We start from the raw sequence: 14640 nt of genomic DNA on the forward strand, positions 1-14640 counted from the left end.
GATGCGGATCCGGCGTCCGGAATCCACCCGAACGGGGTCGGACCACACCGATCAATGGGACATCGGGCCGTGAAAACTTCCACCAAACAACAGGAATAGCACGAGGATGACAATGAGCAGGGTCAGGATGCCCCCCATAGCCGCGTCCTCCATAATAACCCGACCGGTAACCGGACTGATCGAAATACGCTCTAAGTGTATCCGTGAGCGCGCTAGCCGCCCGACGAGGTGCGCGTCGTCCAACGAATGCCCTCGGCATCAGAGCGAAAACGCACCGTAACGTTTCTATCCGAATGGGTTACTGACCAATCAATCCCCGCCTTTCCGAATTCCTTCGAGAGAAGTTGCAACCATGTCATATTACGGCTGCGATCATAATAGCCTTTCGGCATCGGATACTGCTGTGATTGCAAGGCGACTCTTTCCACTGAGCCTGGCGGAAATGGCGCAATCATTTGTTCGTTGGCTAACATGAATTCATTCCTTCAACTTGAGACCATGGCGATCCTCCAGTCGATTTTCCTATCCTACAGGAAACACATTGCAATCTTGCCAGTACGGGGTGGAGCGTCCGCGTTGGCTGTAGGCTTGATAGCCAATTAAGGAGCCAGCGGCCCGCCTGGCATCTCAGCAACCGTTACCCCATGATCTCCCTAGCGATCTGATACTGCAAAGTACGAATAACGGCGCACCCCTCGAAAGAGACGTCTACAGGGACACTGCCAGAGCGTGCTCGCACAAGCCAAAAGGCACCTAGCTGCGGTCAGTATTAGACCCAGCGATGAATGCCGCCGAATAGCATTATCAGAACCAAGGCGATGATGGTTAGGCCGAGTAGCCCTCAAAAGCTACGACCGCTATAATAGATGCAAAAGTAACCGTAGTAACAGTCGCCACCCTACAAGAGGACGATTGGAAGTATCAGAATGATCGACGCAATGGATCATGATTCTTCGAAATGGGTAGCAGCTAGGCCGATGGGTCTCGCTGCGGACGTGATTGCTATACGCCGACGTTCGCTTGTCGTCGAGCAACACGGTCGCCGTTATCGAGATTTTGGCCGACGCCTTGGTAGTATATGTTATGCGGATCTTTTACACACACACAGATCATCGTTGCCAGGGTAAGGATCTGCGTTATGGCCTTGTTTTGGATTGATTTGGTGCGGGCCGTCATGGCGTGTGCTTTACCGCGCTGTTTGTGAGCGCATTGCCTCCCGAAGAGATGTCCCTACCGACACCGGCAGTCGTATGGCAGCCGTCAAGCAGTGGCGCTACGGCTATCAAGACGAGTAGCGCCAGTGCAATCGTGAAACTCTTTTGCATGGTAATCATCCTTTCCGTTTTCCGTCGTAAGATGACGAGTGGATCCCGATGTGTAATTGGACGGTTCCCTGAAACCACTGTTTGACGTAATGCCCGCCCCGAACGCACAAGTGTATCTGCGATAGTCGGCGGGTGGTATGCACCTAGTCTGACGAACAAAAATTTACTCGTCGGTCTGGTTTTAAGCCGACAGCGTATTAGTGGGCACGCAGATGTAGCGCCGATTGTTTCAGCTTCAGTGCCAAAAAAAATTGTCGACCGCTGCGTGGGTTCGTCGCAATTCAGATCAGGGGCAACACGGCAGGCGGATCGCGGTGGGCGTGGTCTACTCGACGGTGTCGATCGGTTGTCCCAGGGGCGCTTAGCCATCGCCGTATGTGCTTTGTGGGCCCGTCTAGCATACCGGAACAAATCCGAAGATTTGGCTGCATTTTGTATAATTCCTGGTGGATCCACTGGCGGGATTGTGCGCGGTTGGATCGCCGGACAACTGGCTTACGATGTGGTCGTTTCCGCAAGCGACGTCGTCATCATGGCGGATACTCCCGAAACACCGTTTCGAAGGCGATCGCTCGCGTGTTCAGTTTTACAAAATAGGTGATTCGCGCCGACAATGATAGTATCGGAAATTACTTAGTGTCCGTACGTAAACAAACTGAGTCGGCCGATTCGGTTATGCGCCGCAGGGTCTTGCGTCGTCTGAATCACTTGTGTTGGGGTGGACGGCCCACCGGCATCGAATGTGCCGATATAAGGTCGAGCAACGAACCTAATGAAAGGGCCGCCTCCGGATGGCGGATTTCGAGCAGCCCAATGGCCTCGCCTTCACCGCCGATGGCGCGACGATCTACGTATCCGACACGTCACTGTCGCTCGGCGAGGTGCCCGGGCATAAAGCCGGAACGAAGCACGAGATCATCGCATTCGATGTGGGCGATGGCGGCATGCTCTTCAATCGGCGCTTCTTCTCCCACACCGACCACGGCTATCCCGACGGATTTGCGGTCGATGTGCGCGGCTGGGTGTGGACGAGTGTGGCAGACGGCGTGCATATCTGGTCCGCGGATCGGCGCAAGCTGGGCTTCGTACCAAGTCGCCTGTGAACTATGTGATCTAGCGGTGGGCGAAGCCGAGGCTTGGTGAGCGGTTTGCGGCAGAGAGCCATGCGAGGAGGGCACAAAGAAGCCTGATCAACCATCTGCGGAGCAGCCGGAGGTTGTGTCCGACGCCGGCGAGGATGGCGTTGATGGCATCACCGTCGACGCCGAGCAGGAAGTTCCGCCCCAGATGGCTGTCGGTCTTCATGTGGCCGATGACGGGTTCGATGGCGGCGCGTCGGCGCAACTCGCGGCGGATGGTGGGGGTGATGCCGCGTTTCTGGCGGGATATGAAGATCTTTCTGCCCTCGGCTTCGACGCCGTAGCCGCGATAGCCGCGGTCGACATAGGCGCGGGCGACGGCAACGCCGGTGATCCGCTCGACCTGCTCGATCTGGCCGGCCAGGGTGTGGCCGTCATAGGGATTTCCCGGCTGGCTCTGCATGCCGAGAACGAACTGACCGCCGGGTGCAGCGGCGTTGGTGGTGGCGATGGAGACCTTCACGCCGAATTCGAAGCGCGTCCTGGCCTTGCCCTTGCCGATGCACTCCACCTCAGGCGCGTGCAGGGAATAGAGCTTGTCGGCACCGCGATCGGAGCGCTTCTGGCGAAGCAGGCGATTGATCAGGCCCAGCGTTTCGGCGAACGTGGCCTTCGCTTCAGCGTTGCCTGCGATCTTGCGGGTGATGTCACGCGCCAGCCGGCCCAGCCAGGTCCGCAGCTTGCGCACGCGAGCCTCGGCCTCGCGGCGTTTGCCACCATGATGCAGGCGGGCCGCCTCCTGCCTGGCGTAGCGCGCAACCCGGCGATACGACTGGCGTAGCGTGATACCGTGCTTGCGCGCCATGCGAGCGAGTGCCTCGATGCCGCGGTGCAGCAGCTTGCTGTCGGTCGGATGCGTCACTGCCTTCGGCTGGACCGTGGTATCGATGGTGACCCGCTCGTAGTGCTTCTCCGCCACGGCGCCACCCCGCTCGGCGGCCGCCAGCGTCTCGGCGAGCAGGGCCTCCATCCGCTCGGACCCGATCCGCTTGCGCCAGCGCGTCATCGAGGATCGATCAAGCGGCAGCGTGTGCTGGAAATGGATAGCGTCCGTCAATGTGGTGGAAATTCTGGTGTAGCTGAAGCGGCCAATGGTCACGCGGCGACGGTGGAAATTCGTGGTGTATCGGCATCGATGGCGGGTGCCATGAGTTCGACCATTCCCTCGATCTGCATATAGCGGTTCTGTGTCTGCCATTCGTCGTTGGCCTCGAGCAGCACGGCCCCGATCAGGCGGATGATCGAACCTTCATTGGGAAAGATGCCGACGACATCGGCGCGGCGCTTGACCTCCTTGTTCAGGCGTTCGAGCGGGTTCGTCGAGTGAATTTTGGTTCGGTGCTGGGCGGGAAAGTCCATGTGCGCCAGCACGTCGGTTTCACTGTCGTCGATGAACGCGCCAAGTTTTGGCCATTTGCCCCGGAGCTGGTCGGCCACATGGCGCAGGGTCTGGCTGGCACTGACGCGATCCGGCTGGATAAACGCCTGACGCAACGCTGCAGACACCATGCTCTGCTGCCCCTTCGGCACATAGGACAAGGCGTTGCGCATCCAGTGAACGCGGCATCTTTGCCAGGATGCCCCCATCACCCGGCGGATCGCCGCCTTCAACCCTTCATGAGCATCGGAGATCACCAGTTTCACCTCACGCAACCCACGGCGGACCAAGCTCTTGAGAAAGGTCGACCAGAAGGTCTCCGCCTCGGACGGGCCGATGTGCAGGCCGACGATCTCGCGCCGACCGTCGGTGTTCACCGCCACTGCGATTATCGCTGCAACTGAGACGATCCGCCCACCTTCGCGCTGCTTGAGATAGGTCGCATCCAACCACAGATACGGCCACTCGCCGGCGAGTGGCCGGTCGAGGAAGGCGTTCACCCTCTCATCGATGTCCTTGCACAGTTTCGAGACCGTGCTCTTGCTGATCCCCGTCAGCCCCATGGCCTGCACCAGCTCGTCTACCCGCCGGGTCGAGACGCCGCCAATCCAGGCTTCCTGGATGACCGCGGCCAGCGCCTTCTCCGAGGTCCGGCGAGCTTCCAGGAACGGCGGGAAGTAGCTCCCCTGCCGCAGCTTCGGGATCCGAAGCTGCAAGCTGCCAAGCCGCGTGTCCAATGCGCGTTCCCGGTAGCCGTTGCGATAGGTCGCGCGCTCGCCGCTGCGCTCGTAGCGGCTGGCGCCGATCAGCCCATCCACATCCGTCTCCATCAGCAGTTGAACCACCGCCTCCGCAACGCTGTGCAGAAAATCGCCGTCCCCGGCTTTGGCCAGTAGCTCAGCCAGTGGTAATCTATCTTCGGTCATCGGGTTCTCCAGGCTTCAGGTTGAAGTCTCGCAACTCCACCATAGCCGACTGATCCGATGGCCACCTCAAACTACACCGTTACACGGCCCAAAAGTCCACCACGACCCCGGACACTACCCTGGAAATGCGTCTCGCCGCAGAATGCCTGGACATACGGACTATCGAGATAGCGCGCGCAGATCGCTTCGTCGGACAGCCCATCCATGTGCTTGAGAAGATGCAGCGCCACCATCAGGCGGGTCGGCAGTGCCGGACGTCCCGCCGCCTCGGCGTAGAGTGAGCCAAAGCGTTCCTCGAAGACCCGCCAGTCGATCAGCCGGACCAGCCGCACCAGGGGATGCCGCTGGTCGATGATGTTCTCCAGCCGCGAGCGGAACAGTTCGAGATCATCCTGCGAGGCATTCAGCTTCGGCGGCATTCTTTCCTCCACGTCAAACGCATGATGTTCGGCATCAACGGGAGAGAATCACGATCGCGACCACCGCGCAACGCTCCAACGGTTTTGCAAGGTTTTTCCCCTCAGGCCACACAGACCTTGCAAATCCCAATATTGCCCGCCGCTAAAAAGTCATGACTAGATCAGCAAAGTTCGATTTTTCACAGGTGACTACCAACACCGGCGGTCGCCTCGAACTGCACGTTTGGCGGCGCGGACGGACGGCGGCTGTTCATCACAGCAACACAATATCTGCTCGCGATCGATCTTATCGGCTGAGCTGATGAAGATGCCCGTCGGGATCGCGGATCAGTGCGTCGGCATTTGATCGCCAAACGATACGCGTGGCGGCGAGATCATTTGCGAAGAGAGGGTGAAGCGCACGGCCGACGGGATGGCGATAGCCCAGCAGTTCAACGTGCGGCGGCTTACCCGTGGGGTTCATCGGCACCACATCGACTTCGGCGCCGTCAAGCCCGTCGAGCGCATCCTGCGTCGGGCCATAATTTACCGTAGCGCCTGCCTCGCCCAGCCCGTGACGCGCATAGAAGCGTCGGCTGGCTACGACATCGCTGACCGAGATCGCGCTATGGTCGATCCCCATGATGCCGGTACCCTTCCAGCCCGAATTGGCACCCGGCGCGAATTGGAGCAATTCGAGCGGATGACCTTCAGGATCGCGGAACTTGATCGCGGTTACCCCGCCAGCGGACTTGGGAAGCGTTACTGGGCGCGCTCGGCTGATCGGCGTGGCGCCGGCGTCGCGCGCGCGACGCCATGCGGCCTCCGCATCGTCGGTGACGAGCGCGAGGTGCTGGATGACGAGATCGCAAGCAGTCGTGTCAACCGGATAGGGGCGTCCCGGATGGTCGAAACTTTCGAGCTCCACGCGGCTTGGGCCGAGCAACATTGCGATGCGCGAACCGGCGCCTGAGAGGCCGAGGCGTGTGATTTCCTCGGCGGAAATGGGCGCAGCCTCGGCGACGTCGAAACCGATCTCGCGATAAAAGACAGCCAACCGCGCTGGCTCAGCAGTAACGAGCCGAAAGCCTGCTATCCCCTCGAAAATCATGTCAGGTGACATGACCCGCGTCTCGGTTTGACATGAAGTTGGACGGTCATCAGGCAGCACGGTTGATCACCAATCGTTCCGGATCTATGGCCTTTCTTACCGTTCACCTCGGTGCAGCCCTGATCCTCTCCGAACGAGAAGTCACCCGGTCCCTGCTCGATGCGCGTACCGTCCATGCTTTCGATCCACCAACGGCCAGATAGCACGATGATCCATTGCGGCGCCGGATTCTCGTGCCAGTCGCCCACCCAGCCGACCGGTTGGACGGTGAAGACAACGGTCGCCTCGCTGCGTTCCATCTTGTCATTCCACTGCGGATCGGCCGGGCCTACGGCCTTGAGTTGATAATCGGTGAGCGCGCATTGCGATTGATGACTGGTGCCATCGCCATCGACATAAAGATGCCAATAGGGAACCGAGGGCCTTGGGCCTGCCGCGTCGGTTTGATCGCTCATGGGTGAGTTCCATAAGGATGGCTGGAGGCGAAGGGTGCATGAATGAAGGGTGCCAACCCCATCCCGTCCGTGCCGATAACGATCAGCAGGAAACCGGCGCCGAGCGATAGGTTTTTCAGAAAATCCCACAGGAGCGTACGGCCTTTGCCGTCGGGATCAGACCAGAAATCGCCCTGTGCCCAGAATTGTTTATATAGAACCGCCGTCGCCGCGCAGTAGCCGGCAATGACGAAGGCACTCGCCCGATCGGCTATGCCAGTGACGACGCCAAGGCTGCAAATCACCTCCACGAAGAGGCCGATCAGGATCATCGCCATCGCGATTGGGCGCGGCTTGAACATGCTCTGCGCCTGTTTGACCGCGTGATTGAAGCCGAAAAACTTGTCGAGTGCGCTGAACGGGAGGAATAACAGCACGAGGCCATAGCGGACCACGAGCACAACGATTGCTGCTGTCGTCATAGCTGGTCCCTGATGTTATCGACCACGCGCTCCACATCGTCGATCGCAATTGTCGAATTTACCGCTCCGATATCCGCTGCGGGTCGGATAGATGAACAGCCATTTCCAGTCGAGCCCCACCGCCAGAACTTCGAGGGCCGGCTGGTTGGACGCAATACGTCGATAGGGATCAAGCGTGTGAGTATAGTGCCAGAGCAAGAAGCCGAGACCGATGACGATGCCGATCGGCGGGACCAGATAAAGCCTTCGATAGTCCAGGAAAAATCCCGCTTCGGCCTGAACGCGCTATGCTTGTTGGACAGTCGATAATGCCAAGCGATGAGTGGAGTGAGCAGCAGCACCGGACAGCAACGAAGACCAGCACGATGCCGACGATGACGTAGAGGTGCCATTGGCTCGCAGCGATCGGACCCCGCATGATTCATCACATCGAACTTCAGCGCGTCGCATCCGGTGAGCAGGAACGGGGACAGTATCGCGAAAAGCAAAGGCTGCCCCTTCGATACCTTGATCCGGAAGCTCGTTGATTCACAAGCCGGGATCAGAACGAGCCAGCGTTTATCAGACCCAGATTGGTAAAGGCCTGAAGAATTTTTCCGGTCAACCTGCGGCCTCATTTTCCATTGTCCGCGTTTCCAGATGCAGCCCTTTTTGCCGCCTCATCGAAATTGCGCGTATAGGCTTGTGCCGCAAGCAGGATTGCCTCGGATTGCGCCGGATAGGTGTGTGCCACCTCTGCCAGCGCCTTCATGCCGATGCCGGCGCTCATTATGACGGCCATCTCGTTAATCAACTCGCTCGCCCGCGAGGAGACGATGGTCGCGCCTAAAATCCTGTCGGACCCTTCCGATATGTGGATCTTGACGAAGCCCGTGTCCCGTCCATCGGTGATCGCGCGATCGACGTCGTGCATCATCACGGTGAAACTCTTGATGGGAATCGATTGCTGGCGCGCTTCCCAGACGTGCAGACCGATATGCGCGATTTCGGGATCGCAATAGGTGCACCAGGGTATGACCAAGCTGCTTTGTCGCTGTTGTGCCTGCATCAGCGCATTCCGAACCGCCATGCGCGCTGAGGACTGTGCGGCGTTGGTGAATTTAAGCGCCAAGCAGACGTCACCTGCGGCGTACACATTTGGATTTGTGCTGCGCAGAAAATCATCAACTTTGATTCCATGGTCCTCGTCAAAAGTGACGCCGGCGGCTGCAAGATTGAGCTTTTCGACATTTGGAACCCGGCCGATGCTCAACAGGATTTCGTCGGCTTGAATGTCGCCCTTTACATCGTTATTGACGGTCTCCAGAATCTTGATGCCGTTCACGCGCCGCGCCCCGACCACCGTGGTGTTCAGACGGATATCGACTCCATCGCGCGCCATGGAGCGGGATAGGATTTCCGCGGCGTCACGTTCCTCGCGAGGCAGGAATTTCGGATCGTTCTGCACGATGGTTACGTGCGATCCCAGCCCGCAAAAGGCTTGCGCCATTTCGCAACCCAGCGGGCCTCCGCCGATGATGGCGAGACGCGTCGGCAGTGCTGCCATCTCGAAGATCGTCGCGCTCGTGCGATAACCCGTCTGATCGAGGCCCGGAATATTGGGCACCCCGGGACGCGCGCCTGTGGCGATGAGCGCCTTTTTGAAATGCACGGGCGCGTCGTCCACAAACAGCGTATCCGCGCTCTCGAACCGGGCAGAACCGAAAAAAATGTCGACACCCGGTTCGGCGAGTTCGTGAACCGAATGATATCCCGATATGCGCGTCCGAATCCGGCGCATGCGCGCCATCACCTTGTCAAAATCGAGAGACGGCGCAGACGGGATCGGCGCTCCGAACGCTTCGGCATCCCGCATCGTGCTACAAACGCGCGCGGTGCAGATGATTGCCTTGGATGGGACCGACCCTGCATTCAGCGAATTTCCGCCCAGGCGATTGCGCTCGATGAGTGCGACGGAGAACCCCAGCCGCGCGGCGTACTCTGCCGCTTCCAGTCCGGCCGGGCCCGCTCCGACAATTGCGATGTCGTAGGGGTTCCGTGGCACCGGGTTTTTCCAATCTGAAGGGCGTACCCTCCGAAGGAAGCGATCCTCGTCGCCAGGTTTCGTTATTGGGACGCCATCTTGCATTGCTAAAGCCACCCGTCTTCAAAACCGGCGCGTTGGAGCCCATCGTGCACGTAACTGCAATGCCGCATGATCTCCCAGATCATATCAGTGCGATGATTTTCAATCATCATCACGAGCAGGCCCTGGTCGAGCCCGTACCATCCTGTGGAAAGCCAGCCGCCGTCGCCATCCGACAGTGTCGGATTGAAGCCGCTTGAAAATCTGTCCTGGTGGCAGACTTTCGGATGCAACTCGAGAAGACCGCGCGTGCCGGCGAGCGCGGCATCGGCCCCAAAGGGCAGTGTTGCAAGCATGGCCCAAGGCGCGATCGTTCCGTCATCGGGACCGTACGGTACGCCGCGCGACATGTAGCCGAAGAAGCGGCAATCCTTACCGTTCTCGAGCATCTCCGGGGCGGTCGGGCCATCTCCTGCCGTTACACCCCAGAAGTCGCGACCATAGGCTTCGAACCCGTATGGATTGCGTTCGGCGTATTCGCGATGAACAGCGATGGCGCTCTTCGTATTCTCAAAATAGTCGCTCGCCTTCTCACGCATGAACTCATCGCGGATACCGCGAAAGTCGATCCACGCATGGGAGAACAGGTGCGTGAAAAGCGGACCGGAATAGAGAACATCGCGGTCCAGCAGATTTTCCCACTGATAGGTCAGCTGCCATGTAACGTATCCGGCTGGCGTGAGCGGAAAGGTCGGCGAGCCAAGACCTAGAACGTAGAGAAGCGCCGCTTCGTTGTATCCTTCCCAGCCATAATGGAGAAACCCACACTCGGGTTTCCATCCTTGCGAAAGGCCTAGTGTGCCGTTCTGGGCCCATCGCCAATCGACGCGGCGATACAACGCGTCGGCCAGTTCGCGAATTTCACGCTCGCCACTGCCGTCGAAGTAGCATGCGGCCACCAGGAAACCGGCGACCAGCAGCGCGGTATCGATCAGCGAGAGTTCGCATTGCCAGACGCGCTTGCCCGTCTGCATGTCAATAAAGTGATAATAGAAGCCCTTGTAGCCGGTCGCGTCGGGTGCATCGCTCTGAGTGCTGCATGAAAAGAATCTGAGAACCTTGAGCGTGCGGGTAGCTGCATCCGTGCGTGACAGCCAACCATTCCGGACCGCAATAGGATAGCAGGACAGCGCAAACCCGACCACGGCAATACTGCACGGCGACCCCTGGCGGGACGTGTCCGCGACAAGGCCGGTATCGGCGTTAGCGTAGTCGATCAGATAGGAAAAAGCCGCCTGCTGCAGGCGGATCGTGAGTGCCTCGTCCGAAAGCTGCGCCAGATCGCCCATCCCGGTCAATTCGAGAAATGGATCGCGGCGACCGATTGTGGCGGCATCGACACTTTAATGTTCAACTTCCCGGAGTCACCATTGACCGGAACCGGTTCGCTCTGGAACTGCGACAGATGCTTGAGTTCTTCAATGGTCGCGGCGTTCAAATATTCAGGCTTGCCCCGTTGCTCCCAATGGGGCTTCGCATTGGCGTGCTCCAGGTCGATCCGCTGAATGGACGCCATCGATTCCGGCTTCGCGGACTTGAGCTCGAAGGAAACCTGCTCTGTCTCGATCGGATGCCGCGGCAGCGCAAAGTTCGTCAATACCAGCGTGGAACGCTGATCGCCGCGCACGAACCAGGCATCGACGGTTGCGTGGCTCCCCTTGACCGGCATCATCTGCGTGCCCAGTTCATGCAGCAACTGGAAGGCTCGATAGGCGGGCTTGGCGATGCCATGAATGTTGAGCAACCCGAATCCGCCGTGGAATGGGATCGAAGGGAAATAGTTTTCCTCGAAAATGTCTGAGAACGTCCAATAGCTGTATCCCTGAACCAGCCCACTGGCTTCGAGGATCGTTTTGACGATAAACGCGGCGGCGTAGGGATCGTCATGCATCGGATCGCGCGGATTGGAGGATGTGCACCACTCCGTGTAGTAGACCGGCAAATCGCCGGCGTTCTTTCGGACGTCGCGGGCCTGTTCGCGCAGGATGCTGCGCGTTGAGGCCGCTAATTGAGCTTCGGTGTCGTCGCCCGGTTTGCCGAATGCATCCGTGGGATAATGATGTGTACTGACGAAATCGGCCGGCAGGTCATTGGCCTTGCAGAATGCCAGAAAATCATCGATCCACGCATTCGCCGCCGTGGCGGGACCGCCGACTTTCAGCATTGCGTCAACGCCCTTGATGGCCTCCACGGTGTAGCGGTACAGCTCGAAATAATCGCTCTGCTGACCGTTTCCGAATGCCGTCAGGTTCGGTTCGTTCCAGACCTCGAAGAACCACTGCCGCACTTCGCCCAATCCGTAACGGTCCACCCAATGACGTACCAGCTTTCTGATCAGCACGGCCCATTGCGCATAGTCCCTGGGACGGCCGACATTGGCTCGGTAGTGAAAAACCGTCTGATCACCGGAGGACAGAGCAGACGGCATGAAACTCAATTCGACAAAAGGCTTCATGCCGATCGACAGCAGGAAATCGAAGATCTGGTCGGTATTGAAAAACGAATAGAAGAACGTGTCGCCCTCACTCACCAGCGTTCCCATGTCATCGCTCAGAATGCCGTGAAACCGGACATGCCGCATGCCAAGTTCGTCATGCGCCTGCTTGAGTTGCGCCTGCCAATCAGCCCGCAAAGCAAGTGTCGCATGGCCGCTGCCGACCGTATGCTCCCAGAAATGCGGAAAGTCTGTGGTGCGTCCGCTCAGGTCGCTTGAGAACATGGCCGTCATTTCAGTCTTTCCTTGATTCGGTCGGCGACACGAAGCGCGTTGGCGATGATTGTCAGCGTCGGATTGACCGCCCCGATCGATGGAAAGAAGCTGGCATCCGCAATGTACAGGTTATCGAGTTGATGGGCCTTGCAGTCGAGGTCCAGCACCGAGTTCGCGGGATCGGTCCCGAAGCGCGCCGTCCCTGCTTGATGCGCCGTGCCGCCGATCGGAATGTCATTGCCCAGATAAAGGCTGCGCTCCAGGAGTACTGGATGAGCGCCCGCGCTGCTCAATATCTGCTCGAGCTTTTTCTTGAGCCGATGATGAGCTTCCATATCACCTTCGGTGATGTCCAGAACGACACGCTCGCCATCGTAGCGAATGCGGTTTTCCGGCCGCGGAATATCCTCGCTCGACAACCAGAAATCCATCGAGTGGCGCGCCATCTCATCGAACGGCATCTTTGGCATCCATTCCAGCCAGCTCGGCAGCGCTTCGCCCCTGATTTGCGCGCCATGCGACGTGGCGCACATCTGTATTAACCCGAGCGGATATTCCCAGTCATCCGATCCGAAGTAGAAATCGGAGATCGCGAGGGTTTTCTGGAATACCGTGTCGTTGGGTTCGCGCATCAGCGCCATCAGAATGGACTGATTGTGACGCATGTAGTTGCGCCCGACCTGGCCGGAACCGTTGGCGAGGCCATCGGGATGATCGTCGTTCGCGGAGCGCAGCAGAAGCAGCGCCGAGGACAGCGCGCCGCACGCGACGACTACGATATCGGCCGAGTAGTGCTCTTCACTGCCATGGCGCGTCACCGCGACGTCTTTCACTTTGCTGCCCTTGGCGTCCGTTCCGAGCCTGGAGACATACCCGTTGGTCAGCAACGTCAGGTTGGGGTGCAACTTAAGTGCCGGATCGACGCACATGACCTGCGCGTCCGCCTTGCCGTTCAGAAGACAGGGAAATCCATCAAACGCGTCGCAGCGGATGCAGATGCTGGTCGGCGTGACTTTTCCATGCTCCTCATCAAGAAGAATACCAAGAGGGAGATGAAACGGGTGCAAGCCGCCTCTCGCCAGGCTGTCCTGTAGCGTTTGGATGCGCGGCTCGTGGGAAACCGGCGGATAGGGAAAGGGACCGCTTGAAGGGGGCTCGTTCGGATCTTCGCCGCGTTGGCCGTGAACGTGAAACAGCCGCTCGGCCTCGCCGTAATAGGGCTCGAACACCTCGTACTTTAGAGGCCATGCAGGAGAGACGCCGTCCTTGTGCTGGACTTCGCCGAAATCTCGCTCTCGCAGTCTGAAAAGCGCCGCGCCATAGACCTTTGAGTTGCCGCCGACATAATAATGCAGGCCGGGATGAAAAGTCTCGCCATTCTTGCCATACCACGTCTCATCAGCTTGATAGGCGCCATCGACGAACACCGTCTGCGAGTCCCAGTTCGCACGCGAACGCGGCAGATAATCGCCACGCTCAATCAGCAAGATGCGTTTGCCGGTTGGCGCGAGGCGATACGCGACAGATGCGCCACCAGGGCCGCTTCCGATGATGATGACGTCGTAATGCTGCGTCATCGTCTTCAACCGTTGGTCGAGAAGCCGGGGTAAAGCGTCATGCCCCCGTCAACGAAGAGTGTGGTGCCTACGACGTAGTCGGAATCGTCAGACGCCAGCCAAACGGCGGCGCGTGCGATATCTTCGGGCAGTCCGATCCTTCCATAGGGAATTAGCGTCAGCAGACTCTTGAGGGCCTCCGGCGTGTCCCAGGCGGAGGTATTGATTGGCGTCTGTATCGCGCCTGGTGCGATGCCGTTGACGCGGATGCGCTTGGGGGCAAGCTCCTGCGCCATGCTCTCCATCATCAATTTGATGCCGCCCTTCGAGGTGGCGTAATTCGCGTGACCTGCCCACGGGATCACTTGGTGCACCGAACTCATGCAAATGATCTTACCGGCTGCGCGCGACACGGATGGGACCACGCCGCGGCGCAGGAACTCGCGTATGGCCGCCCGCGCGCAGAGAAACTGGCCGGTCAAATTGACGCCAAGGACTTTGTTCCACTTTTCCAGGGTCATGTCAGAAAATGCAGAGTCGCGTTGCATACCGGCATTGTTGACGAGGATGTCGATCGTGCCAAATTCGCGTACGGCTCGGTCGAACATGTCGCCGACCTCATCTTCATGCGAAACATCGGCCTTGTGTGTGATAGCGTTGCCGCCGAACTGCTTGATCTTGTCAACCACAGCGTTCGCGGCGGCGTCGCCCTCGACATAATTCACCACTACATCGGCGCCCGCCTGGCCGAGAGCAATTGCGACGCCCTCGCCGATGCCGGAGTTGGCCCCGGTAACGAGCGCCTTCTGTTTGGCCAAGAGCTTGCGATCGGACATGGGGGTTCTTTCACAAATACCGCAAAAGGTCGGGCAACCCTTGCGAGAGGGTGGCGACCTCTTGAAGAGACAAGTTTGACGGTCCGGTGCTTGCCGGACTGGCCGCAACCTTTATCGGCGAAGCCGGCGGCAAACCCCAGGCCTTTCTTCAGTGGATCGGCCGCTCGTCTGAGGATGCCGGCGTTTGGGCGATCGCGGCAGGCTCGGAATCTACCTAGTC

At 59.0% G+C, this 14640-nt stretch carries 12 protein-coding genes and 2 pseudogenes; 1 reads left to right on the top strand and 13 read right to left on the bottom strand.

The window, feature by feature from the left end; all coding sequences use genetic code 11:
* Positions 1–212: 212 nt before the first annotated feature.
* Both ACRY_RS19290 and ACRY_RS20500 read right to left on the bottom strand, forming a co-directional pair.
* Positions 213–473, bottom strand: a complete 261-nt coding sequence (locus ACRY_RS19290; RefSeq protein WP_155856272.1) for a hypothetical protein — start codon at positions 471–473, stop codon at positions 213–215.
* 699 nt (positions 474–1172) lie between these two features.
* The gene (locus ACRY_RS20500) at positions 1173–1694 is read right to left on the bottom strand and encodes an entericidin A/B family lipoprotein (RefSeq protein WP_081432801.1); all 522 of its coding nucleotides are present in this window, start codon (positions 1692–1694) and stop codon (positions 1173–1175) included.
* 422 nt (positions 1695–2116) lie between these two features.
* Here ACRY_RS20500 and ACRY_RS00090 point away from each other — a divergent pair, with 422 nt between their 5' ends.
* Positions 2117–2428: an SMP-30/gluconolactonase/LRE family protein gene (locus ACRY_RS00090; protein ID WP_011930564.1), complete on the top strand. Its 312-nt coding sequence runs from the start codon at positions 2117–2119 to the stop codon at positions 2426–2428.
* 10 nt (positions 2429–2438) lie between these two features.
* Here the strand turns inward: ACRY_RS00090 and ACRY_RS00095 are convergent.
* From ACRY_RS00095 to ACRY_RS00145, 11 genes and pseudogenes are all read right to left on the bottom strand, one after another.
* Positions 2439–3506, bottom strand: a pseudogene (locus ACRY_RS00095) (IS5 family transposase); the annotation flags it as partial.
* 53 nt (positions 3507–3559) lie between these two features.
* Positions 3560–4768, bottom strand: coding sequence for an IS256 family transposase (locus tag ACRY_RS00100; protein WP_011930562.1), 1209 nt, complete (start codon positions 4766–4768; stop codon positions 3560–3562).
* Positions 4769–4887: 119 nt separating this feature from the next.
* Positions 4888–5187: pseudogene (locus ACRY_RS00105) on the bottom strand (transposase); the annotation flags it as partial.
* 286 nt (positions 5188–5473) lie between these two features.
* Positions 5474–6289, bottom strand: coding sequence for a VOC family protein (locus tag ACRY_RS00110; RefSeq protein ID WP_043508769.1), 816 nt, complete (start codon positions 6287–6289; stop codon positions 5474–5476).
* On the bottom strand, positions 6274–6732 hold the full coding sequence (locus tag ACRY_RS00115; protein WP_011930559.1) for a cupin: 459 nt from the start codon (positions 6730–6732) through the stop codon (positions 6274–6276). The genes ACRY_RS00110 and ACRY_RS00115 overlap by 16 nt, the downstream gene beginning before the upstream one ends.
* Positions 6729–7193: a DoxX family protein gene (locus ACRY_RS00120; protein WP_011930558.1), complete on the bottom strand. Its 465-nt coding sequence runs from the start codon at positions 7191–7193 to the stop codon at positions 6729–6731. Before ACRY_RS00120 ends, ACRY_RS00115 begins: the two co-directional genes overlap by 4 nt.
* 613 nt (positions 7194–7806) lie before the next feature.
* Positions 7807–9321, bottom strand: a complete 1515-nt coding sequence (locus ACRY_RS00125) for a mercuric reductase (protein ID WP_011930556.1) — start codon at positions 9319–9321, stop codon at positions 7807–7809.
* 2 nt (positions 9322–9323) lie between these two features.
* Positions 9324–10607 (bottom strand): glucoamylase family protein, encoded by a 1284-nt coding sequence (locus ACRY_RS00130; RefSeq protein WP_011930555.1) that lies wholly within the window; start codon positions 10605–10607, stop codon positions 9324–9326.
* Between the two features lie 5 nt (positions 10608–10612).
* A complete protein-coding gene (locus ACRY_RS00135; RefSeq protein WP_011930554.1) occupies positions 10613–12046 on the bottom strand; it encodes a GH39 family glycosyl hydrolase in 1434 nt (477 codons plus the stop codon).
* Entirely contained in the window at positions 12043–13605 is a 1563-nt protein-coding gene (locus ACRY_RS00140) for a GMC oxidoreductase (RefSeq protein ID WP_011930553.1), read from the bottom strand. Before ACRY_RS00140 ends, ACRY_RS00135 begins: the two co-directional genes overlap by 4 nt.
* 5 nt (positions 13606–13610) lie before the next feature.
* A complete protein-coding gene (locus tag ACRY_RS00145) occupies positions 13611–14420 on the bottom strand; it encodes an SDR family oxidoreductase (RefSeq protein ID WP_011930552.1) in 810 nt (269 codons plus the stop codon).
* Positions 14421–14640: the final 220 nt, after the last annotated feature.

Origin of the sequence: Acidiphilium cryptum JF-5 (assembly GCF_000016725.1) — a bacterium.
GTDB lineage: Bacteria > Pseudomonadota > Alphaproteobacteria > Acetobacterales > Acetobacteraceae > Acidiphilium > Acidiphilium multivorum.